The organism is Serratia sp. CY44782 (genome assembly GCF_052168715.1).
Taxonomy (GTDB): domain Bacteria; phylum Pseudomonadota; class Gammaproteobacteria; order Enterobacterales; family Enterobacteriaceae; genus Serratia; species Serratia nevei.
In genome coordinates this window covers 91,322-116,339 of the sequence record NZ_JBJNME010000007.1, presented here as the reverse complement: position 1 = coordinate 116,339, position 25,018 = coordinate 91,322, and the positions used below count along the sequence as shown (strand labels likewise).

Below are 25,018 nucleotides of genomic sequence, written 5' to 3'. Positions count from 1 at the left end.
CCCCCATGCTTGATAAAATTGTTATCGCCAACCGTGGCGAGATCGCGCTTCGTATCCTGCGTGCCTGTAAAGAACTGGGCATCAAGACCGTTGCGGTTCACTCCGCGGCCGACCGCGATCTGAAACACGTTCTGCTGGCCGACGAGACCGTCTGCATCGGTCCTGCGCCATCGGTAAAAAGCTACCTGAACATCCCGGCCATCATCTCTGCGGCGGAAATCACCGGCGCAGTGGCGATCCACCCGGGCTACGGCTTCCTGTCCGAGAACGCCGACTTCGCCGAGCAGGTTGAACGCTCCGGCTTCATCTTCATCGGCCCGAAAGCCGAAACCATCCGCCTGATGGGCGACAAGGTTTCCGCGATCAACGCCATGAAGAAAGCCGGCGTGCCTTGCGTACCTGGCTCCGACGGCCCGCTGACCGACGACATGGATAAAAACCGTGCCTTCGCCAAGCGCATCGGTTATCCGGTGATCATCAAGGCGTCCGGCGGCGGCGGCGGCCGCGGCATGCGCGTTGTGCGCAGCGACAAAGACCTTGAACAGTCCATCAACATGACGAAAGCGGAAGCCAAAGCGGCTTTCAACAACGACATGGTGTACATGGAAAAATACCTGGAGAATCCGCGCCACATCGAGATTCAGGTATTGGCCGACGGCCAGGGCAACGCCATCTATCTGGCCGAGCGCGACTGCTCCATGCAGCGCCGCCACCAGAAAGTGGTCGAAGAAGCGCCGGCACCGGGCATCACCAGCGAAATGCGCCGTTACATCGGCGAGCGCTGCTCGAAAGCCTGCGTGGAAATCGGCTACCGCGGTGCAGGTACCTTCGAGTTCCTGTATGAAAACGGCGAGTTCTATTTCATCGAAATGAACACCCGTATTCAGGTAGAGCACCCGGTTACCGAAATGATCACCGGCGTGGATCTGATCAAAGAGCAGCTGCGCATCGCTGCCGGTCAACCACTGTCGATCAAACAGGAAGAAGTGAAGATCCACGGCCACGCGGTAGAATGCCGTATCAACGCCGAAGATCCGAACACCTTCCTGCCGAGCCCGGGCAAGATCACCCGCTTCCACGCGCCAGGCGGTTTCGGCGTGCGTTGGGAATCTCATATCTACGCCGGTTATACCGTACCGCCGTACTATGACTCCATGATCGGCAAACTGATCACCTTCGGCGAAAACCGTGACGTGGCGATTGCCCGCATGAAGAACGCCCTGGCTGAACTGATCATCGACGGCATCAAAACCAACGTTGAGCTGCAGCAGAAGATCATGAACGACGAAAACTTCCAGCACGGTGGCACCAACATCCACTATCTGGAGAAGAAGCTGGGTCTGCAGGAAACCTAAGGCAGCCACGCAGCATCGTCTGACGAAAGGCCGGTTAATCACCGGCCTTTTTCTTTGGCGTTGCCGCCAGTAACGGCTTGGCAAAACGCCGTCATGCCGTAAAATTCCCTACTTTTGATGAATCCATCACCGTAAACCTATGGGAGACACTGATGGACAAACGTTTTATCCAGGCGCACCGCGAAGCGCGCTGGGCGCTGGGGCTGACGCTGCTCTACCTGCTGGCCTGGGGGCTGGCGGCCTACCTGCCGGACAGCGCTATCGGCGTCACCGGTCTGCCGCATTGGTTCGAAATGGCCTGCCTGCTGGTGCCGCTGCTGTTCATCGGCCTGTGCTGGCTGATGGTGCGCACGGTATTCCGCGACATTTCCCTGGAGGATCGCGATGCAAACTGAAGTGATCCTGCCGCTGGTCGCCTACCTGCTGCTGGTGTTCGGCCTGTCGGTGTACGCCTACAGCCGCCGCCAGAGCGGGAATTTCCTCAGCGAATACTTCCTCGGCAACCGTTCGATGGGCGGCTTTGTGCTGGCGATGACCCTGACCGCCACCTACATCAGCGCCAGTTCGTTTATCGGCGGCCCCGGCGCCGCCTACAAATACGGCCTGGGCTGGGTGCTGCTGGCGATGATTCAGCTGCCGGCGGTGTGGCTGTCGCTCGGGGTGCTGGGCAAGAAGTTCGCCATCCTGGCGCGGCGCTACAACGCCATCACCCTCAATGACATGCTGTACGGCCGCTACCAAAGCCGCCTGCTGGTGTGGCTGGCCAGCCTCAGCCTGCTGGTGGCGTTCCTCGGCGCCATGACGGTGCAGTTTATCGGCGGCGCCCGCTTGCTGGAGACCGCCGCCGGCATTCCTTACGACACCGGCCTGCTGATCTTCGGCATCAGCATCGCGCTGTATACCGCCTTCGGCGGCTTCCGCGCCAGCGTGCTGAACGACGCCATGCAGGGGCTGGTGATGCTGCTCGGCACCGTGCTGCTGCTGGTGGCGGTGATCCACGCTGCCGGCGGACTGGACAGCGCGGTGAGCAAGCTGCAGCAGATCGATCCGGCTCTGGTGTCGCCGCAGGGCGGCGATCAGATCCTCAGCCTGCCGTTTATGGCGTCGTTCTGGATCCTGGTGTGCTTCGGGGTGATCGGCCTGCCGCACACCGCCGTGCGCTGCATCTCCTACAAGGACAGCAAGGCGGTGCATCGCGGCATTCTGCTCGGCACAGTGGTGGTGGCGGTGCTGATGTTCGGCATGCACCTGGCCGGCGCGCTCGGCCGCGCGGTGTTGCCGGATCTCAAGATCCCCGATCAGGTGATCCCGACGCTGATGATCACCGTGCTGCCTCCGTACGCCGCCGGGATCTTTTTGGCGGCGCCGATGGCGGCGATCATGTCGACCATCAACGCCCAGCTGCTGCAATCCTCCGCCACCATCATCAAAGATCTCTACCTGGGTGTGCGGCCGCAGCAGATCCACAACGAGCGGTTGATCAAGCGCTTCTCCAGCCTGACCACGCTGATCCTCGGCCTGCTGGTGCTGCTGGCTGCCTGGCGGCCGCCGGAGATGATCATCTGGCTCAACCTTCTGGCTTTCGGCGGGCTGGAGGCGGTGTTCCTGTGGCCGCTGGTGCTGGGCCTGTATTGGGAACGCGCCAATGCTCAGGGAGCGCTTAGCTCAATGGTGTCGGGTGCGGTATGCTATACGCTATTGGCCAGCTTCAACCTGCAGCCGGCGGGGCTGCACCCTATCGTGCCTTCGCTGTTGCTCAGCCTGTTGGCGTTTTATCTCGGTAACGTCGTCGGCGAAAAGCGCCGGGCGGCGTCATCATTACCCTCTTGAAGAGAATTGCTATGCCTTGGATCCAACTCAAACTGAACACCACCGGCAGCCAGGCGGAAGACCTGAGCGATGCGCTGGTGGAAAGCGGCGCCGTGTCGGTGACCTTCCAGGACACCCACGACAACCCGGTGTTCGAGCCGCTGCCGGGTGAAACCCTGCTGTGGGGCGATACCGACGTGATCGGCCTGTACGACGCGGAAACCGATATGGCCGAAGTGGTGGCGATGCTGGAACAGCACCCACTGCTGGGCGCCGGTTTCCGCCACAAGATAGAACAGCTGGAAGACAAAGACTGGGAGCGCGAGTGGATGGACAACTTCCACCCGATGCGCTTCGGCGAGCGCTTGTGGATCTGCCCGAGCTGGCGTGACGTGCCGGATCCCGACGCGGTCAACGTGATGCTCGATCCGGGCCTGGCGTTCGGCACCGGCACCCACCCGACCACGGCGCTGTGCCTACAGTGGCTGGACGGCCTCGATCTGGCCGGCAAAACCGTTATCGACTTCGGTTGCGGTTCCGGCATCCTGGCAATCGCCGCCCTGAAGCTGGGTGCAGCGCGCGCTATCGGCATCGACATCGATCCCCAGGCCATTCAGGCCAGCCGCGACAACGCGCAGCGTAACGGCGTTTCAGAGCGTCTGGAGCTGTATCTGCCAAAAGACCAGCCGGCGGACCTGCTGGCTGACGTGGTGGTCGCCAACATCCTGGCCGGCCCGCTGCGCGAGCTGGCGCCGCTGATCGGCTGCCTGCCGAAGGCCGGTGGTCATCTGGGGCTGTCCGGCGTGCTGGCCAGCCAGGCCAGCAGCGTTGCGCAAGCCTACGAAGAGAAGTTCACGCTCGACCTGGTCGCCGAGCGTGAAGAGTGGTGTCGTATCACCGGCCGCCGCAAGTAAGCGTCACGGTCTATTGCCCCCTCATCCACCGGCCCTGCGCCGGTGGATTTTTTTTGCCTGGCGATCGGCCTGCGGGCGAGACAAAATTTTATGCAATTTTTCGCCGTTCAACGACGGATCGCCCTGACAATGCGCCTTCCAGACAGGTTATCTCGGCAAAAAACGCGGGTGAATGCAGATAATATTCTGCGCAAAGGCGAATATTTTGCCGCACACAAAATAAGCACTTTTCGTCAACTTATTGTAAAATATATATAATATTTTTATGAATCACCGCGTAGCGCATTTTTCGTCCTAATATCGGGCCAATTGGTTAAAGTTTGGCCTTTCATCTCGACGCAAAAATGCGTAATATACGCGCCCTTGCGGACACAGTATGGTCACTCTTTGTCTATGCGCATTGGACACCACCAGCTTACTAATTGCCTGATTGCGGCCCCGATGGCCGGTATTACAGATCGCCCGTTCAGAACCCTCTGTCATGCAATGGGTGCTGGGATGGCTGTATCCGAAATGCTCTCCTCCAACCCGGAGGTGTGGCGGACGGATAAGTCGCGTCTGCGTATGGTGCATAGCGATGAACCAGGGATCCGCTCCGTGCAGATTGCCGGATGCGATCCTGATGATATGGCCGCCGCCGCGCGTATCAACGTGGCCAGCGGCGCGCAGATCATCGACATCAATATGGGATGCCCTGCCAAAAAAGTGAACCGGAAGCTTGCCGGGTCCGCCTTGTTGCAGTACCCGGATCTGGTAAAACGGATCCTCCACGCGGTGGTTGACGCGGTGGATGTGCCGGTAACGCTGAAGATTCGCACCGGCTGGGCACCAGAGCATCGTAACTGTGTAGAGATTGCCCAACTGGCCGAAGACTGTGGTATTCAGGCCCTGACGATTCACGGCCGAACCCGCGCCTGTCTGTTTAACGGCGACGCGGAATACGACAGCATTCGGGCAGTTAAGCAGAGTGTTTCCATTCCGATTATCGCGAATGGGGATATTACTGACCCGCATAAAGCCAGAGCAGTGCTCGACTACACCGGGGCCGACGCCCTGATGATAGGCCGCGCTGCTCAGGGGAGACCCTGGATCTTCCGGGAAATCCAGCATTATCTGGACACTGGGGAGCTGCTGCCGCCGCTGCCGCTTGGCGAGGTGAAGCGCTTGTTGATTGGGCACATTCGGGAATTGCACGGCTTCTATGGCCAAGGCAAGGGATTCCGGATTGCTCGTAAGCACGTGTCCTGGTATCTCCAGGAACACGCTCCGAATGACCAGTTTCGGCGCACATTCAACGCCATAGAGGATGCCAGCGAACAGCTGGAGGCGTTGGAGGCATATTTCGAAAATCTTAGCGTAAAAAAAGAGCTGACAGAACTATGTTCGAACAACGCGTAAATTCTGACGTACTGACCGTTTCTACCGTTAACTCACAAGATCAGGTGACTCAAAAGCCTCTGCGTGACTCGGTTAAACAAGCACTGAAGAACTATTTTGCTCAACTGAACGGTCAAGACGTAAATGACCTGTATGAGCTGGTACTGGCTGAAGTTGAACAGCCACTGTTGGACATGGTGATGCAATACACCCGTGGCAACCAGACCCGCGCAGCCCTGATGATGGGCATCAACCGCGGCACGCTGCGTAAGAAGCTGAAAAAATACGGCATGAACTGATACTAGTCAGTTAACGTGTTGATAAAAGGCGCTTTATCTCATTTGATAAGCGCCTTTTTCTTTTTTACGTGATACACCACGTGATATACAACAACGTGATTGTCTCCCCCTGTTCACACCACACCAAGAGAAACAAAAAAAGGCCGCCTGAGCGACCTTGTTCAACTCTGCCGAAATTAGAGACCTAAGCTTCTCTTAACAAGCTCACCAACAATGGGCCACATAACCGGCTGTACAGACTCCCAAACGGGCCCACAAACCTTCGTCAGTAAAGATTTTGCCCCTCGACCATCACCGTCATTTGCAGCAGCAACAGCGGCGATAATATCGGCTCGCTGAGAGCCATCAACCGGATGCCCGTGTTTCTCAAGGATCGAAATCAGCTTTTCCACAATTTCAGAGTCAGAATTGTTCATGGTAACGTTCATTGACTGGTTAAGACTCTCACCTTGTCCGAGTTGCATGTTACTGAACTGCCCCCCAGTAATAGTTAGGTTGTTAACTATTCGCTGGACTCTTTGCGGGCGATTAGGCACCTTTCTAGATTCCTTGTAACCAGCCTCTGTTAAATACACATATTCACGCTTGCTATACGATCCAATGATGATAACGGAACTATTCCTGTCATTATCGTACATCTCCATAGGGCCAGTTTTAATCAGTTTACCTTTTTCAAGGTCTGAGAAGGCTACGTCAAAATCGACAGTTGTAAAATCTGCAACATTGCATACAGCCGTTGTCAAGGCTTCAATTTTTGGCCCTTCATAGCCAGATTTCAAATCTTTAGCGGTCAACCCTCTATCGGTAAAATCTGCTAACAATGTCCCCAGGATTTGCTTTGCTGCTTCGTCTAATTGGCCTGCCACAAAATGCTCCTTCTAAAAGATTGCGCACTTCCGCGATCTGGTGTACAAAAAGTAACCACAAAAATGCATATAAAATAATCTGATGTAGTCTAACCAAGGATTGGGATATGAACAACAAACTGATTTTTAAGGACTTTCAATTTTCACCTGTTATCTTACGTCGAAGAATATGGCTAAAAAGCACTGACATATTTCAAGCATTAAATTACAAAAGAACAATTTACTTCCATAAGAAATTTATTAAGCATAAAGAGATATTTAGTTCATCACAAGTGCAGAGGCTAGTATCTATATCACCATATCTTTCTGATAATACTATTTTTTCTCTTAGCGGTGCATACTTATTATGTACATTTCTCAACACATCAAGAGCATCCGATTTTAAACTATGGTTGGTCAACACTCTTGATCGCGAAGTCGCTAACTTACCTATCAAAAAGAAGCCTAAATATCACTATCCTATTGAGACTGCAGATCCTCATGACCGGAAATTCGGTAATGATTGGCTTACCCCGAGAAAAATTCTGGACGAACGTAACTCCGCACCAGAACAAGAGCTCATTGAGCAGCTTGAAAGTGATGGATTTGACGTTACTGGCGCGAAAGTTAGAATCTACGCGATGTATGACATTGCTAGAATGTCTATACATATGCAAGAAACATTAGCAGAATCACGGATTATCCTTCATCGCTTCGAAGATAGTTTCCGCTGGGGGAGTGAAGAAAGAGGTATGAATGTATGCTTCACAGGAAAAGATGAAGGAAAGGCCTATGGAGGCTATCCCCGTCGATCATTGCGAAAATAATAGTTTTCTTTAGTGTGATACAGGGAAAGTTGCCAATACCTCTAACTGCTCTACCGCAGAGCCATCAATAGTAATCTCATATTCACCCAGATATTGACTATGCGGGTGAACTCCAGCCAATATTACGTGGGCCGGTGCCCAGCCCCGTAGTAAAACACCACCTGATTTATAAGCGTTTAAACCACTAGCAAATTGCCTAGCTTTCCTTTCATCCAAAGTCCAACAAAACCCTATCCTATCCATACGATAGCGTTCGATATTTTCACCTCTATATAATATTAAACCATCCCCTTCATAAGGAGGCATAAGTAAACGCAGTAATTTTAGGAGTTGAGAGTCATCATTCATTTTTTCTCGAATAAAGTGCCCTCTTTCTACCCATAAAAGATGAAATGCCTTCTGCAACGCAGGGGTACATATTTCTTTCAAGTAGTTCGATTCTACTAACTCTAGCCAGGCACCTCGTTCATAAAAATCCTCTAGGACTAGTTGACTATCAGAAGTAGTTTTTTTTTCGTAATGCGAAAATTTTTCTTCAAAATCTAAGGTCATAAACTATCTGCCGTTAAGTAGGTTAGTGTCAATGCTATCATTTCCTACAAAGTGCAAGCACCTCAAAAACTTTGCATTATCCAATATCATATTGAAAAAAAGCCAGCGGCTAAGCTGGCAAATGCAGGAGCATGCGGGCTTTCACGCCCATCTAGTTATCGTCAGACAGTACATACAGCAGCGAAGGGATCACTTCGCGCATGGCGCTATCCTCTGCCTCATCGCTCATCAGCATCAGGGTGTAATCCCGACACTCAAAGATCACCTCATCATCAGATAGGCCAAAAGCGCCGCCAGCGATGATCTGCCCAACTTCACATGTTGGGGTTTCAACGATCGAGAGGCGATAGCCCCCAAACGTCACAGGAGGGTTATCAGGCCCCTCACTCAAAAAGAGACCCACAGCCTTGGCCGCCAGCTTCACGCGCTCGCCCAGGTCCATCTCTGCCGCCTGACCGACACATGAAGCCAAATGCTGCTTGATATCGGTTACGCTCATTTCCATCAGCTCGTTACCCGCTTTAGCTTTACCTCTGGCTGGCGCCAGTTTGCCCTTCGCATTTTTCGTGCGCAGATCATGACTATCCCGATATCGAGCCAAGTAAGCGTCGCTGGCCACCTGATCGATCTTGCCCTCCACTCGGGCCGGGAAACCCTGCTTGGCCTCCCAGCTGTACAACGCCTGGCGGCTCATACCTGCGTGTTTTGCATACTGGCTTACGCTCATCAGACCCATCTTGTTTACTCCCGTTCTGACCTGGCCACCCGCGCAATGTTTCAACCTGCCGGCGGCAAAGTGTCAATCAAAATGTAAAGTGTCAACCGCTTGACACTTTTTCTGTCAACTTGACGCTTTCAGCCCGAAAAGTGTCAATCAAACTGTCAATCAAAATCCCCTATCAACTTGCCACAATCCCTTGCTCTGCGCGGCTTCCGGTGACTCAGCGCCCCAAACTGTCAAGTGTAAAGTGTCAATCAAATTCAAAATTTCATAGCTAGACGCAGAACACGGCGCGCAATGCCCGTGAGATAAAAAAGTGCCAGGAAGGACCCATTTTTTTCTGGGGGGCCCATGGAGGGGTAACTCCATCCGAAAGGTCACCTCATGATCTTCCCTGCACCTGCAGGCCTGAACTAAGAAAACGGCATTGAAGTTGATACTCGCCCCCCACCGCCACCAACAATGGTCTTGCGTTCACCTGTCTTGCTATCAATCAGCGTTAGTTCTATCTGCATCTTACTGTCCTGCATTGTCTGATTGAGCGATGTCATAGCTGACACAAGGTCCTGGTTTAATCCAACTGTATCGCCATGATTGGCGGGCCCGCTGAAGAGCGAGTTAGGATTTTCCTTTGACTGCTGAGGATTGTTGGCATCGAATGTCTCACCTTGTGGGTAGAAAGCTGGTAACCCAGGCATAATTCGCTGTAAATAGTTGCGAGTTTCACGCGGAGCTCTATCCAATCCCAGTTTATCAACCCGGTCTGGCCCCCAGTTATATGCTGCAACGGCTTTCCTTACATCGCCGCCAAATCTTTTCAATTGGTCGGATAGATACCTTGCTGCCGCATCGCTGGACTTGTTGAAGTCCATTCGATCAGAACGATTATTAAGCCCATAATCCCTGCCAGTGGCAGGCATGAATTGGAATGGACCTTCTGCACCCGCTGGTGAAAAAAGTTTTTTCCCCCGTGAAGATTCAGTATCCCAAACTTTATCCAGCAAGCCTGGTGGGAGATTGTGTCGTGTCTCTAGCTGGGACAAACGCTGCTGTTCAGGAGTATTGCCCAACGCACGGTCAAGAGGGTTGATAACATTTTGAGGTGTTGGGAGTGACATTCCCTCTAAATCGGTCCTCAGTTGATCCGCCCGCCAAACCGGCTTGTAATACCCGTTGAGTTTTTTGATTAGGTCTTCCGAGGCGTAACCAATATTTAAATCCATCTGCTCTTTCCATGACAGTGTGTCTTTAAATTGTTTGTCATCCTTCGCCTTACGGAGCAGATCAGCCTGTTTACCTCCTGAATTGAGCGTAAATATTGAACCTACCGTAGCGCTGTCCAGGCCGTGAGACATGATCTGCGTTACCTGATCAACAGACGCCTTTATGGTTTCCGACTGTCCCAACCACGCCTGACCCTTCATCAGCATACCGTCATAGGCGGCACTGATCTGGTTCAGTTGCTGCTTAAACGCCGCCGCGTTCTGCAGATCCTTGCCACTCCAAACAAGGCCATCACGGCGAGCCTGATCCTTCAGTCGCTGCACTTCATTAGTGGTGTTGCGCAGATAGCTGAGCAACTCCGGCGACATATTTAACTTATTGCTAAACAACGCTTGCAGTCCTGGTGATAAGGTCTGCATTTTGCGGTTAATGTCTTCGGTTAATTTTTCAACATCCGCCAGGCCTTCTTTCGTCAGGCTGATATCTATGTCATTCGTTTTAAGGAGGGCAAGAAATGGTTTATTGCGCCCATGGGCTGCGTCATTTGCTTTCTCGAACAAATCGACAACAGAGCTCTCTGCAGCTTCACGGGCGCTGCCGTTTTCAATCATCGCGCCAGTCAGCTCCTGAAAGGCATCAGCCGTCATACTGACGTTTTTGGCTATCGTATCGATGCGATAGCCAGCATTGGCGAATTCAGTCAGATTATTTCTAACGACATTAACCGCGGCAGCAGCACCACCAAGCCCCAATGTTAAGCCACCGACCATTTTCAGCGGCGGGACCAGATCACCGACAAATTGCACACCAGTGCGGGCATTCCGGGCCAACACGTCAAACTGGCCACCTAGTTCCTCTAACTTGTCTCTGGACTCCTGTCCACCCAGCGCCAAACCATCACGTGTCTTATTCAGCAGTGGATTAAGGTTCTTTACTACCTCCTCAATTCGCTGGATAGAAGCCGAGGCTTCGTCTTTTGCTGTCAGCTCAAAATCAAATGAATTACCCATACAATGACCTCAATCTAATTGGCCAGGCGCGTGATATCTTCCAGCGTTAGCGGCTCTACGAATTTATCCAGGGCCACCAGCGCCGCCTTGAGCCCGGCCTGATAACCATTACCGTCGTTATGCAGCATGCTGTATTGGAAGGCCGCCACGTTTTGATCTTCGGTGTCGAGACACTCCCAGCCTGGATAGCTTTTTGCCATGATCCGCTGAGTGAATCGGCTAAGGTGACGAGTGCTGGACTGGAGCTTCTGCATGACTTGCTGATATGGCTTACCTTGCTGAATAAGCCGCAACGCCAGCACAGGATTGCTCTTGGCCTCTTGGCTTACCGCTATCTTGTGGGCGTCAGAATGACTATCGACCGCCGGAATAACATCAACCTCTGCCTGTGACAACCGCTCCAGACGCTGCATATGACGTCCCAGCGAGCCAGTCCCGTATGCTTTTGGTTGGATTGAACATAGATGTTGATAGTTCATAGCGACACCTCAGCGCCACATTAGAGGGAGATCTGCGACTTAAGGCGGTCAATTTCGCCTGCGGGACCTTCTACCTTGCCGTTTACGCGCTTGGCATCACCAGGCAACATCTGACCAGTGGCGCGAATACGATCATTGCGACGAGCCATTGCCTGTGCCACTTCCTGCTTATAATCCTCATCAGCCTGTCGGCGAGCATTAACGTTATCTGGAGTGTTAGGGTTGGAGTCGTTTAGCAGTTGAGTCGTGCGCTCTGCCAGTGCCTTAACTTCGTCCTCGGTGAGTGGCTCTTCCATTTTCTTCAGTGCCTTGGTGGCGCTGATACTGGCAGCACTGTAACCGTTCTTATCGCTGTTCTGCACAGAATAAGTCAGCGCAGTTCGGGCCTTCTCTTCATCGCTCTGGAATTCCCAGGTAGGATCGTTCTCTTCCATGAAGTTCTGCGTGAACTTGGAGAGTGCCTGTGGCGCCGAAGCCAGTTTCGCCTTAATTTTCTTGGATGAGAGGTCAGTATCCTTCAGCAGCCGGATGGCCAGCACCGGGTTAGCTTTCGCTTCGTCAGAAACCGCTACGTTATGTTCACGGCTGTGCTGAGCGGGTTTGGCTACTTTGACCGGCTCATCGTCAACAAACTTGATCTCGGTGTCGTCACCGCCGTTTGCGCCTTTGGCTTTAGCGCTATCGAAAAGGTGTGAAAAGTTGAACATGGATTGTTTTTCCTCGGATATATGGAAGACAAAGAGCTTTGCCTCAGCCTCAAAAAACGTTGGTAGCAGCGTGGACAAACTCATATGTGCCACCGGCTATTCCTTCACTGCCGCATGCTTGCTGATGCCCTGGCGCAAAATGTGCCGCGCCAGTTCCTGAATGCTGGGAGCCGCGCCAACCGTTGATCGCTTGCTCTCCTCTTCCCGTAGACGCTTTAACCCATCAAGAATGGGCTGATCTACAAGGATGGGTCTTTTGTTAACTACTGCCATCTTGGGGCCTCCAGTAACTGTTTGGATGAACAGTACTACGTTTGATGAGGTGACTTTATGATCAATATTTTTAATCGTCAAGATTAATTTTATTTTCTTAATGCAGATGGGATATGCTCAGATTGAGGCTGTATACACGTATACATGCAGGCGTTACCCCTACGCCCCACAACTGTTTACAAGGTTTACGCAGATGGCACAGAAGCAACCAAGCAAGCTGTTTTCGTTCCGGGTTCCCGGCGATGTAGCACAAGAAATTGATGCAGACGTAAGGCGTTCGGGAAAAGATAAATCCGCATGGCTGCTCAGCGCCGTGCTGGAGGCGTTAGGCAAGCAGGATGGCTACTGTTCGCCTGAATCACGTCTTGAGATGCTCATAGGCAAAATGGAAGGGTTACTGCATGGTGTTGTGGGTTCGGACAACAAAGCACTGAGTCTCCCCCTGCCGATCAACGAACCGGCGTTAACCGCAAAGGAAGTCATTGCTCAGATGGTCGAAGAGTCCAGACGGCTTGGTATCCAGTCTAGCAATAAAACGATTATTGCCAGGTTAAACGAATTGGGACTTCGGCCGGCCCGCAGTGGCGTTTGGACCACCAGCACAGTTGATAACATGAAGCGCAGAATGAAGAATTCTGGGTAAAGCCACTATGCAGTGGCTTAATAATTGTCCTTGTCTGGAGACCCAGAGTAAATCATTATTTATTGGCTAGGGCACTCTGGTAAGCTAAGTAAATTATTAGGTTGCTCACCATCGTTTTGAGTTTTGATATACTTATTGCCTGCAGCACTGGTAGCAACAATCACCTTAACTTTGTGAATTCCTGTCCCTACGTAAAAACTCCATTTCCCAGACTCGATTCCCTCAATAGCGGATTCTTGAGTAATCTTCCAACGCTCAGTAGGTGAGTTAAGCCCTCCAATATGAGTAATTCTCTCATGTGCGCTTTGCCTGTTACTTTTATTGATGCAAAGAATCTGATGCTCAGACATATCAATTTCCTTCTTAACCATTTAAATAATATAAAAAATTCTTTTTATGCTGCATATCTACAAACGCAGCAATGGTCATGAGTTAATTTTTCTGAACGCAAAATAACAATAGCAATGAAATAATTTCAATTAAAACAATATGTAGCCATATGAACACTCTATTAACTCAGCATATCCAGTATGCATAATTTACATTTCATTTCCATATGCAAGAATATTATTATATCAATGGAAACGAAATCTATGCTATTTGGCACGAAACAATTACTGAAAAATCAAATGATAACGAGATAATACCATGAAGAAACTAATTAAATACACATTACTCTCCTCAGTGTTGTTCGCATCCTTTGCACACGCACAATGGCTTACTCAAGTAGATGACGATCTTTTTACTGGTGGCAAAAAAGCGACCTTGATAGGAGACTTGCAGGGTGCTGATTCCGCATTGATTTTTGACTGTACGAAACAAAAACTAACCATATCCTATGCAGAAAGATATGGGGAGCAAGAACCCGTATCCGCTACCCCATTCAATCTGATTGTGAAAGTAGATTCTGGTGATGCCCATAAAATGGATGCTCAATCTAAGAGGCGTAACAGTAAATACCTTGAAGTTTCATCCGATGACAGAGAACAGATAGAGCCAATACTCAAAAGCCTGCTACAAGCCAAAAACAAGGTTCTCGTTGGACTGGAGACCAAAGACGGTGGTAATCAATTCTCAGCATCGGGTAGTGTCGCTGGCTCAACAAGATCTGCCGACCAGTTTATTAAAGCATGTGAACTGAAAATTTAAGACATTCGTAGCTGGATGGGGCATTTCAGCCAAAAAAATTGCCACATCCAGCCATAGAAACCAATTCAATCATACTTTCTATATTTTATATCGACAAATAATCACAGCTCAGGAATAAATCCTTCATCTTTCAATGAGTTGATGACCCCACGGATAAGGTAAGAATTTGAAAACTTTGCTGTATATGTTCGAGCACCAGGTTCAACAGGTTGTAGAAGACCACGCTCAACCAATTTACCGATTTGATAAGTGATCTGTGCAGACTTCATCCCCGGCAAAGCCTCCCTTAAGTCACCAGCCCTGACAGTCCCCATACCTACGGTTCGTTTTAAAACCTGAGTCTCTATTTCATTGATAAGCCCTCGACCTTGGGAAAAATCGATAGCAGGGTATAGAATTTTTGAGCTAAGAAACTGATGGTTGGTCAGTTGGTCAACTTTCTTCAGCTCGGACGATATACCCGCCAGAACGTACAAGCACCAGTTTTCCAGGCCCTGTTCCGTTCCAGTATCCGCTTCTGCAAGCATTGAGTAATAGCGTTCTCTGTCATTGCAAAACACAGCCGTAGGATTCAACACGCGGCCACCAGCCTGGACGTTGAAACCATATTTGATCAGCAAGGCGTACGTGAGTAGTCGAACAGTCCTGCCATTACCATTGCCGAATGGGTGCACCCAACCAAATCGGTGATGTGCCAAAGCTATCTTCATCAGGTCATACTTTGGTCTGTCTTGGCGATTGATGAATTCCGTCAGCTCTTGCATGTAGCCAGCAACATGGATGAAGTCTGGGGGCAGATGCTCTGATTGCGCAATGCTCACACCATGCTGCCGATAAGCTCCTGGAGTTCTATCCCCTTCCCGTTCCAATCCGACAACGGCTATCGCATGTAGCTCGCGAACAAAATGCTCGGTAATATCGTCACCAGATTTAAGGTGTTCATCAATGAAGTTCATCGCATTTTCAATGTTACCGATCTCTTTGAGCTGGTCGCTGGAAGACTCCGTGCCATCGACCTTACTTTCCACATAATCTGCTAAGGTTGTATGGTTCCCCTCAATACGGGCGGACCCCAGACTCTCGAGCATGTGGAAAACGGCCTTCAACTGTACAAAAAGCAATGGGTGCACATCGGTTTCAAGACGTAAATGGCGTAAAAGCTCAAGTTCAGTTAATACATCAACTAAAGGAGAGTCAAAGCTAGGGTTGAGCAAGTTGAGATCAAAGTGTGTGAATTGCGGCATCGAAGTTAACCTATCTTAACTAGTAGTTAAATACTATCTCAAAAAACCAATAAAAAGCAGTTAAATAACAATAATATTGAAAAAACACCACTGTTCAACATCTCAAAAACCACCAGTTAGGTAACTCAAATATGCTTACTGAACAAATTTAAACACTGGTTAGATGAACAGCTAAATCACCACTTGTTAACTAAGTGTTAAATATGGTTAATGCGATTTTGTACCCCCTGGTTACCAATATCGAGTAGCCTGGCAACGGACTACAGTTTCCCATTCTCACCCTACAACTACCTACCTCGATAGTTCACAATATAGCCCTTCCCGTATAAAAAAATAAAATTATGCGTTTAACTGTCCACCTATCCACTTTCCTTATTTTTATCAATTAAATCATGATATTGATAGGTGGTCAGTTAATTTTTAAGTGTCCGTAAGTCTCCACTCCAACTCACCACCCTTTTTCAAAATAGGTGGAGAGGTGGATACTTAGTGGAGAGTTGAAATTAAACTATCCACCCACTAACCATATGTTTTTAAACATATAATTTACTAGGTGGACAGAGGTGGATACTTATCTAATAACTTCTACTCCGTACCCCCTGTTGCTGCTGGCAGCCATTCCTCCGCATCGTCGCTCAAACTGACATTGGACCGAATGTTCCCCTTGGTGCTTTTCTTCCTGAGATACTCCTTCCCATACTCAGCCATTGCGCCAGGCATATCCGTACCAAATCGGGTTAGGGACACAGGTTTGTTCAACCCGTTGCTCTGCATATACGCCATGTAGGCGTGATAAAGATACTTGCGGGGGCTGAACGGGATCACGCTGGCGTTACCGACAAACATGCCATCACACTGCACAGAGGCCATCAGATAGCCGCAGAAGTCCACCAGCGAATCACCCTCACGCTTGATAGCCAATGCCTCTTCTGATTTCTGCTGCTCGAACAACAGCCGTTTGGCCTCGCCCTGGTCAGCAAACCGGGTCAACAGGTGACGAATGATGACGGCCAGCTCCTCTTCAATTTTTTCTGCCAACATCGGATCACGGTCATTCTCCGGCACAACCTCGGCAAAATTGAAGATAACCCGCCTCCTGCTGATCCCCCCGCTGCGGTCGCTAAAACTCATGGCATTGTTGTTGACTGCCAAAATTACCGCAGGGATGCGAGTGGAGTAAGGCGCTTTGTGTTTGGGATCGATGGCAACCTTGTCGCCGCCAGTGATCGCCTTGATACCTGCCCCGTCACCGGCGTAACGAGACATATCCGGCATGATGATCAGCGAATAGCCCACCACCAGCGCCCTCTCCCTTGGGTTCTCTAATGCCGCCATGCTGGCCGAAACGGTATTAGCCTTGCCTGCCAACATGGTGCAGATCTCCGCCAGCACGCTCTTACCGCTACCACCAGGACCGGTTATCTCAAGGAATAGCTGCCAGTCATAGCGGTTGGCCATCACCATATACAGCGCCGATAGCACTCGATCGGCCTTACGGGCATTACCGCCAGTGGAACGGGTGAGCCACTTCCAGAAGTTCGGCGCATGACTTGCCAGTGTTTCCCCTGCCTCCGCTTGGTTGAACTCGACACCACTGGCGATCAGCAACCAATCTTCACGGCGATGCGATCGGAACTCCCCAACTTTGGTATCAAATACACCATTGCTGAACCCGATCAAGTTGCGAGCAGTATTACCCATCAGCGGCAGGCTCAGTTTCATCGTATCTACGGCCGACTTAATGCCGTTCTGAGAGTAGGAGATCTCAGACTCGATGAAGATGGCGGCCATTTCCCTCTGCAGTTCTTTGTCAGGTACTGGCTTCCAGATCACGCCATCGTAATGGTGAACAGTGTCAGAATCGCCATGTATGGCCAAAGCCCCATCATAGCGAGCCAATAAAACCTCACCGCGCTGGCTGGCGCCCATTTGATTTAAAGCTGGTGTTACCGCCGGCTCAACAGCTGGGGGGATAGCGTTGAAGATACGGTTAATACGAGCGGCATCCGCCAGCACGCCCACCAGCTCTTCCCGGCTGATAAATTCCAGCACAACTGCTTCACGCTTTTCTCTGGCTGCCTCGGGGGCCTTAGCAGAATAGAAGCCGTTATCGGTCAACCACTCAGGCGTTACATTACCGACAGCAAATGAACGCAATTTGACAGCTAGATTGCTAATAGCAGTATTATCCTGGGAACGTAGCTGCGCAGCTTCCGCCTCTTCCATTTCAATCGGTCTACCAACTACCCAACGGTAAACACAAGAAAACAGGGCATCAGGCCACTGATTGATATTCACCTTCTTCGCGTTGCTCATGCCTGCGCCCCCTTGACCATAATGAATTTACCGATCAACGGGTGGAACCAGTATTTACTGCCGTATTTGCGCTTTGCACCGCGGATCACTAACAACGCTGCCTCGCGGAATTTGGCTTCATGCACAATGTGACCGCTCCCCTGCTTCACAATCATCACGCCACAGTTACGCGCCAGTTCTTCCGCCTTGCTGGTAGATAGGCCCATTTCTGCCGCCAGCGTTGTTAGTGGCGCCATGCCTTCCGGCATATCACCTTTACGCTGCATCGCCGACAATGCCAGCTCAAGCGCTTCTACGCGCTTTTCCAGTTCGTTGAACTTCACTTGGCTGATCATTATTTTCCCTCCCGAATCCGGTAAGAGATCGATGCCTCTGCGTGTTTTGCTCCCAACGCCAACCGGGAAATCGTGCTTAGCATGTCGCCTAGTTTGAGCATGTCCTTCTTGGATTGCTCAGGGGTGTAATTCTCGTTTTCCGCAGCCCAAAACATGATGTTGCCAATGGCATCAACCCCTTCAAGGATGGTTTCTGAGGTCCCCGCTGCTGCTATCTTCAACTCTGCTGCTTCAGCCAAAGTCATCTTTGTGCAATCGTTGATCAACCAGTAAGCGTCTTTATGCATGGCTACGCTCCTCCACGCATTTACGAGCTGTTTGCAAAACGATATCCATCAGATGTAGAGCAAGATCTTCTTCCACTTCACTACTATGGAGATATAAGGCTGCACTGGTAAGTGCGGCTATCTTGTTAAGGGCATCAATAGCCTCAAGGCGTTTTTGCTCACACATAGTTCACCTCCTGAACTGATGCGCTATCGAATTCCCAACCACTGCGGGTGGCATAGTCAAAGAAGGCAACACGACAAGGGGGTTGAGTGCGGATTTTTGCGGCAAATATCAGATCCCAACCAGGGAATGCATTACGCGCGGCCGCTTCTGTATCGGCATCAAAGCGCAGCACAACCGGTGCACATTCGGGTGTATGGTCTGGGGTAGCCAGGAACAGGAATGTAAATTTAGAGCGAGTTTGGGTAGACTTGATGTCAGCCATGATCGTTACCTCGTATAACGGTTTGGTGAGACGCCTCGGCAGTGTTACAGCACTCCGGGGCGTTGCCTTTTCATTCATGTGCATGTAATGTGTAATTACACATAAACACATTACATCTGGTGTACTGAACGTGTCAACACACAAAAATGAAAGACGTGGGAATCCGCCATTCCAATTTCGGTTAGATCCTGAACTACGTGATTCGATGGAAGAAGCACAGCGGCAAGATGGTGATGAATCACTTGCTGCCTGGATTAAGCGCATTATCCGCAAGGAGCTACAGCAACGTGGCATCGAGCCAAAGGGCTGATAGTTGACCAGATCCGCCAGCATGCTATGCTGAGTTAGCTTAAGTTTTGTGCTTTGACATTGGCGGCCCTGCAAGGCCGCTTTTGTTTTATCTGACATACCCCACCTCACGCCGCTTTGCCAATTTTTGACTTTGGCTGCAACTTCAACCATTCCTGAACCTCAGAATGTATCCAGCCCACAGATCGCCCACCGAGCTGGCGTCGTGTTGGAAACATGCCTTTCTTTTCCAGGTTGTAGCGTTGCATTCGGCAGAGGCCGGTAATTTTTCTGCATTCCGGTTCACGGATTATGCGGTCAGTCATGGATTGCTGATTGTCCATACAAAAACACCCTCGTATACTGTTGTAAACGAGGGCATTATTTATTCATTAAAAAATGCTTGCGACGGTAGAAATCTAAATTATTTCATACTGGTAAATATTCATTTTAATTTCCTATTTAGAAATTTCTCTTCTTATTTTTTCTATAGACTCATAAGCCATCAATTTTTCTACGAATGGTTTAACTGTCTGAGGTATGGCATAACTATCTCGTTCACCATCAGGGAACAATGCAACAGCCATTACACCATGAGGTATAATTAACTTGTTGATGTTAGCCCATATAGTTAGATCAACGTATGCTAATACTTTATATTCAACTATTTTTTTCTTAACAACATCCCAACTACTGCTCATACCTATTTCAACTGAATTAACGCCTAGTTCTTTTCTCCATATTGGCAACAACCTTTTAAAATCATCAATTAGTATCTCATCTGGCGTATTTAAATCCACTTCCAAATATAATTCATGATTAGAGATCATATTGATTGAATCTGTTAGCCTGGCCATCAATAGACCGTGATTTTCATCACCAGAATTTAATATTTCAGTTGTTTCATCCTCACTAATTATTAGTGGCTTTCCCTTTCTGTCACCGAATTCATCATTTTCTTCAGCGAGGCACATAACGGTATATCTTCTAAGTCCACTTATACCGTAACCGTAACTTAATCTGTTTGATTTATCTATATTTTTTTGATATCTATCATGAAAATCCTTACCACCATTAAAGTTATAATACTCCTCTGGCATCTCTATATCGTGCTCATCAAAAGGATCCTCACAATCATATTGAATTGGGAGATTCACTCCGTGTTCCAAGTAATAAGTGCTTAATTCATAATCCCAATTACTTTCAAGTGACTCTACGAATGGATACTTCCTTCTGTGAATCTGTCTAAATAAATCTTTATCAGATAGAGTTGAAAGAACTTCGTACTTTTCAAGATTAAACTCTTTAGGTAAGTCTTTTTTACTGTTAATTCTCTTCATTTTCTCACCTGCAATAATATAACGTTTTCATGTTCGCCAGCGAGCAAGGATAAGCGCTCACACCACATATTCAGGGCCACCAGCTTTTCAGGCATGTACTGGCTGAGGTTATAAACCGCCATAACGCCGGGCATGGTGTGGCCCAATAGTTGTTCAACTACGTGCGGAGCAATACCCAGATCATTCAACTTTGTTGCGAACGTGCGCCTAATATCGTGCAATGACCATGATTCCGCGTGCCCAAGTCGTTTCCACACCAGACGGCCCCAGGCGCTGACAGCGCTTGATTGCTTTAACTCTCCCAGCAATAAACCACTGTCTTTATTTTGGCTATGCAGCTCCGCAATGAATGGCTGCATTTCATCCGGCACCGGCCGCAATATTTTTGCGCCTCCCTTGCTGTGTTCCTTGGGTACCGTCCAAACCCACTTTTTTAGATCCCACTCAGCCCAGGTAGAGAGCCTCACCTCTTGAGAGCGGCACCCAAACACCACCAGCAAGCGCAGCAGGGCGGCGTAGTACGGTTTAAACTTCATTTGCTGGCAAGCCAGCCAGATCTGGCCTATCTCATCGTCTGTGTGGTCCCTGTCGCCTTTATCCTGCTTACTGCCTACATCGGGTATGGTTAGGTCGTCCAGAGCGTTGCTGATGGCATAGCGGCGCACTCGGCAGAATTTGAGAGCCTGCTTACACATCTGAAAAACGTAGCCAGTGGCCACAGGAGCGTTTTTCTTTGCCCGGTCGAAGCATTCCAACCAATAACGGGTTTCACACTGCGAGAGTGGCATAGCGCCGATGTATGGGTATATATGCTTTTCGAGCTGGGCTTTGTGGCGCTCAACGTTGGCGCGATTATCTTCAGCGTACTCAGTGATCCAGTATTGAAGGGCGTCTTTCACCGTCACCGGCTTGAGGGATGTTGCTGCAGTGAGATTTAATTGGTGCTTTGGGTCTTTGCTTTCGGCCAACCAGGCGCGGCACTGATCCCGTCTATCTCTGGCCAGTTTCAGGCTCATGTCTGGGTAGTTACCAAGCTTCAGGCGCTCCAGTTTTGCCCCACGACCACCGATGCGGTAAGCAAATACCCAGCTTATTACCCCGGATTTTGATACCCGGATGCTCAAGCCGTCGCCGTCTGCTATCAAAATTTCTTTTTCTCGGGAACCATCGAGCAACGCCCGGATCTTCCTGTCACTTAGCTTGTTAGTTCCAGCCATTACACCGCCCAAAAACTCAGTTCATATCTTCCACGTGATACACCACGTGATACACCGTCAAGTGTATGAGCATGTACCATCATATACAAGGATGCGCAAAGAAAGACAATTATCCCTTACATTTCAATAAGGTGACACAACAAGCATGTACCAAGATTTACATCGGTATACTATGCTTTTCATAATACGGCATGAACTGATACTAGTCAGTTAACGTGTTGAAAAGGCGCTTTATCTCATTTGATAAGCGCCTTTTTCTTTTTCTGGCCTGTGCCTACATTGACGGGGCTTTACGCGGAATGCGCTTATCAATATATCCGGCAATGAAATAGCACATACCCGCCACGCCCGCGATCATCACGTAGCGCTTCCACCCGTCCAACTCCACACCCAGGCTATCCAGCCCGCTCAACACCACAAACACCAGCAGACCCAAGATAACCGATGCTCTGCCTGTCCAGGTTGGTGAGGGTGTAAATAAACGCCTTACCCAATAGGGCCTCATAGGGCTTCCTTCTTACTTGCGACGGAGTCACCAATCGATGAAGGATACTCTCACGTTTTAATCAGGGCGACAAAGCACGACATCGGCGCGGCGGATTACAACCATAAAAAAGGCCGGAAACCCGGCCCTCTTGTTGTGACGACAGTAAATTACTCGGTCGCTTTGTTCTTGAGGCTTTCCGCCCCTTGCTTGGTCTTATCCCAAGCCTTCTCCGTACCCTGTTTGGTGGAGTGCCAGGCCTTTTGCGAGCCTTCGCTCACTTTGCTGCCGACGCTGTCGCTCTTGCCTTCGGCGGCGTGCTTGGCTTTCAGCTTCAGCTCTTCACCCTTGTCCTGAGACTGGTGCAGCTTTTCTTTGGCGGTATCCGCCCCTTTGTGCGCTTCGGCAACGACCTCGTTGCTGGCATGAGTGGCGGTGTCGGTCGCGGTCTCAGCGGCGAACACCGGGGAAGCGAGCAGCAGTGCAGACAAGGCAATGATTGATTTCTTCATAAGTCCCTCTTTTCTCAGATACGTGCCATTCATCATGAAATAAGATGGCACATAACACCGTGTAAGAAACCTAAGAATAGTACGAAACTCAAAAACACCCACACAAAACTTCAACCAGAAAATAGTTATTAACTTTTTATGCTATCAACACCCAACGACCGCGCAATGGCACGAAAAAGTTAAATTTTTTCTGTCACAAAACTATAATTTGTACGATTTCTTAACAAGCATTAACAGGGATGGATTCTATGGTTGCCGCGATCATTATCGGCATTTTCATCGTCAGCTTCCTCTACGCGCACTCCCGCGGCAAAGAGAAGCAAAAGTTTACCCGTCAACTGTTCGATCACTCCACGTTTATGGGGCCGATCAACATGTTTATGACCGGTTTCTCCCGTTTGCCCGCCAAACAGCCCTATTTCGACGAAAAAGGCTTCCCGGAGCTGCAGACGCTGACCGACAACTGGCAGGTGATCCGCGAAGAAGCGGTGCGCCTGCAGGATCACATCAAAAAGGCGCAGTCGCACAACGATGCCGGCTTCAACACCTTCTTCAAACGCGGCTGGAAGCGTTTCTATCTAAAATGGTACAGCGACAGCCACCCTTCGGCGCAGACGCTGTGCCCGCAAACCGTCGAGCTGCTCAACCGCATTCCGTCGGTCAAGGCGGCGATGTTCGCCGAGCTGCCGCCCGGCAGCCATTTGGGTAAACACCGCGACCCTTACGCCGGCTCGGTGCGCTATCACCTGGGGCTGATGACCCCCAACGACGATCGCTGCTTCATCGAAGTGGATGGCGAACAGCACAGCTGGCGCGACGGCGAGGCGGTGATCTTCGACGAAACCTACGTGCACTGGGCACAGAACGCCACCGACCAGACGCGTATCATTCTGTTTTGCGACGTCGAGCGGCCGATGAAGTGGCGCTGGGCGCAGGCGGTCAACCACTGGGTCGGCTCTACGCTGATGTCGGCGGCCAGCTCGCCGAACGACGACCAGGACCGCACCGGCGGCATCAACCGCATTTTCAAATACGTCAACGCGGTGCGCGATGCCGGCCAGCGCCTGAAAGCGCGCAACCGCCGCGGTTACTACCTGCTGAAATGGCTGGTGATCGCTGCAATCTTCGCCGCGATTATCATTCCCAGCCTATAAAACGCGCCAATCTTCAACTTAGGGGCAACGCGAATGAGAATATTCGCATGCCCCTCTTCCTCTGTACCCCGTACCCTGTGCTAGCATAAGCATTCCTAGAGCCGCCTCCGCTGGCCAACAGCTATCCCTCCGAAGCCTGATAGCAGCGCAAACCGCCCTTCGAATGTAAATGTTTAGTCAATTATGGAATTCCGACTAAACCCTGGTCGTGCCCGGGTGTCTGAGTGGTCGTATCGCTATCGAGTGGAACCTTTATGCGTTACAGCTTGCTGCCCCTTTTAACGTATAAAACGAGTTTCTATGAAATCAGCCAAAGCATTTCAACTGGCCTTGCTGCACCCGCGCTACTGGCTCACCTGGTTCGGCCTCGCCCTGCTGTTCCTGTTGGTCCAGCTCCCCTACCCGTTGCTCTACCGGCTGGGGGTGTGGATGGGGCGTACTTCGATGCGTTTTCTCAAGCGCCGCGTCACCATCACCCGTCGCAACCTCGAGCTGTGCTTCCCCGAGATGGACGAAGCGCAGCGCGAGCGCAAAGTGGTGGGCAACTTCGAATCCCTCGGCATGGGCCTGTTGGAAACCGGCATGGCTTGGTTCTGGCCGGATAAACGCGTCAAGCGCTGGTTCAACGTCTCCGGCATCAACCACCTCAACATGGCGCAGCGCGACGATCGCGGCGTACTGGTGATCGGCGTGCACTTTATGTCGCTGGAGCTGGGCGGCCGGGCGATGGGCCTGTGCCAGCCGATGATGGCGATGTACCGCCCGCACAACAACAAGGCGATGGAGTGGGCCCAGACCAAGGGCCGCATGCGCTCCAACAAGGCGATGATCGATCGCAAGGATCTGCGCGGCATGGTGCACGCACTTAAGCGCGGCGAGGCGGTGTGGTTCGCCCCGGATCAGGACTATGGACCGCGCGGCAGCGTATTCGCTCCGCTGTTCGCTGTCGATCAGGCCGCGACCACCAGCGGCACCTTTATGCTGGCGCGCATGGCCAACCCGGCGCTGGTGCCGGTGGTGCTGATCCGCCGTGAAGGTGGCCGCGGCTACGACCTGTTGATACAGCCGGCCCTGGAAGACTATCCGCTCAGCGACGAGCAGGCGGCGGCGGCTTACATGAACAAAGTGATCGAAAAAGAGATCATGCGGGCACCGGAGCAATATCTGTGGCTGCACCGCCGCTTCAAAACCCGGCCGGTCGGCGCGCCGTCGCTGTACTGACCCTTTTT

At 50.7% G+C, this 25,018-nt stretch carries 31 protein-coding genes; 12 read left to right on the top strand and 19 right to left on the bottom strand.

Features of this window, described 5'->3' with window-relative positions:
• The first annotated feature begins 5 nt into the window (after positions 1–5).
• The 6 genes from accC (at position 6) to fis (ending at position 5,754) form a co-directional block, all read left to right on the top strand.
• Positions 6–1,355: an acetyl-CoA carboxylase biotin carboxylase subunit gene (gene accC / locus ACJ8HT_RS14750; RefSeq protein ID WP_004936886.1), complete on the top strand. Its 1,350-nt coding sequence runs from the start codon at positions 6–8 to the stop codon at positions 1,353–1,355.
• Positions 1,356–1,507: 152 nt separating this feature from the next.
• The gene (locus ACJ8HT_RS14745; RefSeq protein WP_004936865.1) at positions 1,508–1,750 is read left to right on the top strand and encodes a YhdT family protein; all 243 of its coding nucleotides are present in this window, start codon (positions 1,508–1,510) and stop codon (positions 1,748–1,750) included.
• A complete protein-coding gene (gene panF / locus ACJ8HT_RS14740) occupies positions 1,740–3,185 on the top strand; it encodes a sodium/pantothenate symporter (protein WP_042785452.1) in 1,446 nt (481 codons plus the stop codon). The genes ACJ8HT_RS14745 and panF overlap by 11 nt, the downstream gene beginning before the upstream one ends.
• An 11-nt stretch (positions 3,186–3,196) precedes the next feature.
• Positions 3,197–4,078, top strand: a complete 882-nt coding sequence (gene prmA, locus ACJ8HT_RS14735) for a 50S ribosomal protein L11 methyltransferase (RefSeq protein ID WP_194572962.1) — start codon at positions 3,197–3,199, stop codon at positions 4,076–4,078.
• 393 nt (positions 4,079–4,471) lie between these two features.
• Entirely contained in the window at positions 4,472–5,476 is a 1,005-nt protein-coding gene (dusB, locus tag ACJ8HT_RS14730) for a tRNA dihydrouridine synthase DusB (protein WP_004936856.1), read from the top strand.
• Positions 5,458–5,754 carry a DNA-binding transcriptional regulator Fis gene (fis, locus tag ACJ8HT_RS14725; protein WP_000462905.1) on the top strand — a complete coding sequence of 99 codons (297 nt, stop codon included), beginning with the start codon at positions 5,458–5,460 and terminating at the stop codon, positions 5,752–5,754. Before dusB ends, fis begins: the two co-directional genes overlap by 19 nt.
• Before the next feature lie 176 nt (positions 5,755–5,930).
• On the opposite strand, the gene ACJ8HT_RS14720 is transcribed toward fis, so the two are convergent.
• The gene (locus ACJ8HT_RS14720) at positions 5,931–6,620 is read right to left on the bottom strand and encodes a hypothetical protein (protein ID WP_197653055.1); all 690 of its coding nucleotides are present in this window, start codon (positions 6,618–6,620) and stop codon (positions 5,931–5,933) included.
• 107 nt (positions 6,621–6,727) lie between these two features.
• Between ACJ8HT_RS14720 and ACJ8HT_RS14715 the strand changes: the two genes are divergently transcribed.
• The gene (locus tag ACJ8HT_RS14715; protein ID WP_197653056.1) at positions 6,728–7,426 is read left to right on the top strand and encodes a hypothetical protein; all 699 of its coding nucleotides are present in this window, start codon (positions 6,728–6,730) and stop codon (positions 7,424–7,426) included.
• Between the two features lie 9 nt (positions 7,427–7,435).
• On the opposite strand, the gene ACJ8HT_RS14710 is transcribed toward ACJ8HT_RS14715, so the two are convergent.
• The 6 genes from ACJ8HT_RS14710 to ACJ8HT_RS14685 form a co-directional block, all read right to left on the bottom strand.
• Complete coding sequence (locus tag ACJ8HT_RS14710; protein ID WP_197653057.1) at positions 7,436–7,978, bottom strand: hypothetical protein; 543 nt, start codon at positions 7,976–7,978, stop codon at positions 7,436–7,438.
• Between the two features lie 151 nt (positions 7,979–8,129).
• A complete protein-coding gene (locus ACJ8HT_RS14705) occupies positions 8,130–8,714 on the bottom strand; it encodes a hypothetical protein (protein WP_197653058.1) in 585 nt (194 codons plus the stop codon).
• A 398-nt stretch (positions 8,715–9,112) separates the two neighbouring features.
• Positions 9,113–10,933, bottom strand: coding sequence for a lytic transglycosylase domain-containing protein (locus ACJ8HT_RS14700; RefSeq protein WP_197653059.1), 1,821 nt, complete (start codon positions 10,931–10,933; stop codon positions 9,113–9,115).
• A 14-nt stretch (positions 10,934–10,947) separates the two neighbouring features.
• Positions 10,948–11,412 carry a hypothetical protein gene (locus ACJ8HT_RS14695; RefSeq protein ID WP_197653060.1) on the bottom strand — a complete coding sequence of 155 codons (465 nt, stop codon included), beginning with the start codon at positions 11,410–11,412 and terminating at the stop codon, positions 10,948–10,950.
• A gap of 20 nt (positions 11,413–11,432) precedes the next feature.
• The gene (locus ACJ8HT_RS14690; RefSeq protein ID WP_306377770.1) at positions 11,433–12,203 is read right to left on the bottom strand and encodes a hypothetical protein; all 771 of its coding nucleotides are present in this window, start codon (positions 12,201–12,203) and stop codon (positions 11,433–11,435) included.
• A 12-nt stretch (positions 12,204–12,215) separates the two neighbouring features.
• On the bottom strand, positions 12,216–12,392 hold the full coding sequence (locus ACJ8HT_RS14685; protein ID WP_197653061.1) for a hypothetical protein: 177 nt from the start codon (positions 12,390–12,392) through the stop codon (positions 12,216–12,218).
• 193 nt (positions 12,393–12,585) lie between these two features.
• On the opposite strand from ACJ8HT_RS14685, the gene ACJ8HT_RS14680 reads away from it, so the two are divergent.
• Entirely contained in the window at positions 12,586–13,035 is a 450-nt protein-coding gene (locus tag ACJ8HT_RS14680) for a hypothetical protein (RefSeq protein ID WP_197653062.1), read from the top strand.
• A gap of 59 nt (positions 13,036–13,094) precedes the next feature.
• Here ACJ8HT_RS14680 and ACJ8HT_RS14675 read toward each other — a convergent pair whose 3' ends face one another.
• Positions 13,095–13,385 (bottom strand): DUF3892 domain-containing protein, encoded by a 291-nt coding sequence (locus ACJ8HT_RS14675; RefSeq protein WP_129993453.1) that lies wholly within the window; start codon positions 13,383–13,385, stop codon positions 13,095–13,097.
• Positions 13,386–13,683: 298 nt separating this feature from the next.
• Between ACJ8HT_RS14675 and ACJ8HT_RS14670 the strand changes: the two genes are divergently transcribed.
• Positions 13,684–14,184, top strand: coding sequence for a hypothetical protein (locus tag ACJ8HT_RS14670; RefSeq protein ID WP_129993454.1), 501 nt, complete (start codon positions 13,684–13,686; stop codon positions 14,182–14,184).
• Between the two features lie 101 nt (positions 14,185–14,285).
• Here ACJ8HT_RS14670 and ACJ8HT_RS14665 read toward each other — a convergent pair whose 3' ends face one another.
• From ACJ8HT_RS14665 to ACJ8HT_RS14640, 6 genes are all read right to left on the bottom strand, one after another.
• Positions 14,286–15,428: a Fic family protein gene (locus tag ACJ8HT_RS14665; RefSeq protein ID WP_197653063.1), complete on the bottom strand. Its 1,143-nt coding sequence runs from the start codon at positions 15,426–15,428 to the stop codon at positions 14,286–14,288.
• Between the two features lie 585 nt (positions 15,429–16,013).
• Entirely contained in the window at positions 16,014–17,744 is a 1,731-nt protein-coding gene (locus ACJ8HT_RS14660) for a DNA primase family protein (RefSeq protein ID WP_197653064.1), read from the bottom strand.
• Positions 17,741–18,079 carry a hypothetical protein gene (locus ACJ8HT_RS14655; RefSeq protein WP_047729758.1) on the bottom strand — a complete coding sequence of 113 codons (339 nt, stop codon included), beginning with the start codon at positions 18,077–18,079 and terminating at the stop codon, positions 17,741–17,743. Before ACJ8HT_RS14655 ends, ACJ8HT_RS14660 begins: the two co-directional genes overlap by 4 nt.
• Positions 18,079–18,366 carry a hypothetical protein gene (locus tag ACJ8HT_RS14650; protein ID WP_197653065.1) on the bottom strand — a complete coding sequence of 96 codons (288 nt, stop codon included), beginning with the start codon at positions 18,364–18,366 and terminating at the stop codon, positions 18,079–18,081. The genes ACJ8HT_RS14655 and ACJ8HT_RS14650 overlap by 1 nt, the downstream gene beginning before the upstream one ends.
• A complete protein-coding gene (locus ACJ8HT_RS14645; RefSeq protein WP_197653066.1) occupies positions 18,359–18,532 on the bottom strand; it encodes a hypothetical protein in 174 nt (57 codons plus the stop codon). Before ACJ8HT_RS14645 ends, ACJ8HT_RS14650 begins: the two co-directional genes overlap by 8 nt.
• Positions 18,525–18,794: a host cell division inhibitor Icd-like protein gene (locus ACJ8HT_RS14640; protein ID WP_197653067.1), complete on the bottom strand. Its 270-nt coding sequence runs from the start codon at positions 18,792–18,794 to the stop codon at positions 18,525–18,527. Before ACJ8HT_RS14640 ends, ACJ8HT_RS14645 begins: the two co-directional genes overlap by 8 nt.
• A gap of 130 nt (positions 18,795–18,924) precedes the next feature.
• On the opposite strand from ACJ8HT_RS14640, the gene ACJ8HT_RS14635 reads away from it, so the two are divergent.
• Entirely contained in the window at positions 18,925–19,104 is a 180-nt protein-coding gene (locus ACJ8HT_RS14635; RefSeq protein WP_037431781.1) for a hypothetical protein, read from the top strand.
• Between the two features lie 106 nt (positions 19,105–19,210).
• Here ACJ8HT_RS14635 and ACJ8HT_RS14630 read toward each other — a convergent pair whose 3' ends face one another.
• The 5 genes from ACJ8HT_RS14630 to ACJ8HT_RS14610 form a co-directional block, all read right to left on the bottom strand.
• On the bottom strand, positions 19,211–19,426 hold the full coding sequence (locus ACJ8HT_RS14630; RefSeq protein WP_197653068.1) for a helix-turn-helix transcriptional regulator: 216 nt from the start codon (positions 19,424–19,426) through the stop codon (positions 19,211–19,213).
• Positions 19,427–19,540: 114 nt separating this feature from the next.
• Positions 19,541–20,422: a DUF6387 family protein gene (locus ACJ8HT_RS14625; protein ID WP_197653069.1), complete on the bottom strand. Its 882-nt coding sequence runs from the start codon at positions 20,420–20,422 to the stop codon at positions 19,541–19,543.
• The gene (locus tag ACJ8HT_RS14620; RefSeq protein WP_197653070.1) at positions 20,419–21,639 is read right to left on the bottom strand and encodes a tyrosine-type recombinase/integrase; all 1,221 of its coding nucleotides are present in this window, start codon (positions 21,637–21,639) and stop codon (positions 20,419–20,421) included. Before ACJ8HT_RS14620 ends, ACJ8HT_RS14625 begins: the two co-directional genes overlap by 4 nt.
• A gap of 274 nt (positions 21,640–21,913) precedes the next feature.
• A complete protein-coding gene (locus tag ACJ8HT_RS14615) occupies positions 21,914–22,075 on the bottom strand; it encodes a hypothetical protein (protein ID WP_194572961.1) in 162 nt (53 codons plus the stop codon).
• 218 nt (positions 22,076–22,293) lie between these two features.
• Positions 22,294–22,635 (bottom strand): hypothetical protein, encoded by a 342-nt coding sequence (locus ACJ8HT_RS14610; RefSeq protein WP_049201465.1) that lies wholly within the window; start codon positions 22,633–22,635, stop codon positions 22,294–22,296.
• Between the two features lie 248 nt (positions 22,636–22,883).
• Between ACJ8HT_RS14610 and lpxO the strand changes: the two genes are divergently transcribed.
• Together lpxO and lpxP are read left to right on the top strand one after the other, a co-directional pair.
• Positions 22,884–23,789 carry a lipid A hydroxylase LpxO gene (gene lpxO / locus ACJ8HT_RS14605; protein WP_194572960.1) on the top strand — a complete coding sequence of 302 codons (906 nt, stop codon included), beginning with the start codon at positions 22,884–22,886 and terminating at the stop codon, positions 23,787–23,789.
• Positions 23,790–24,089: 300 nt separating this feature from the next.
• Positions 24,090–25,010 (top strand): kdo(2)-lipid IV(A) palmitoleoyltransferase, encoded by a 921-nt coding sequence (gene lpxP, locus ACJ8HT_RS14600; RefSeq protein WP_126179224.1) that lies wholly within the window; start codon positions 24,090–24,092, stop codon positions 25,008–25,010.
• Positions 25,011–25,018: the final 8 nt, after the last annotated feature.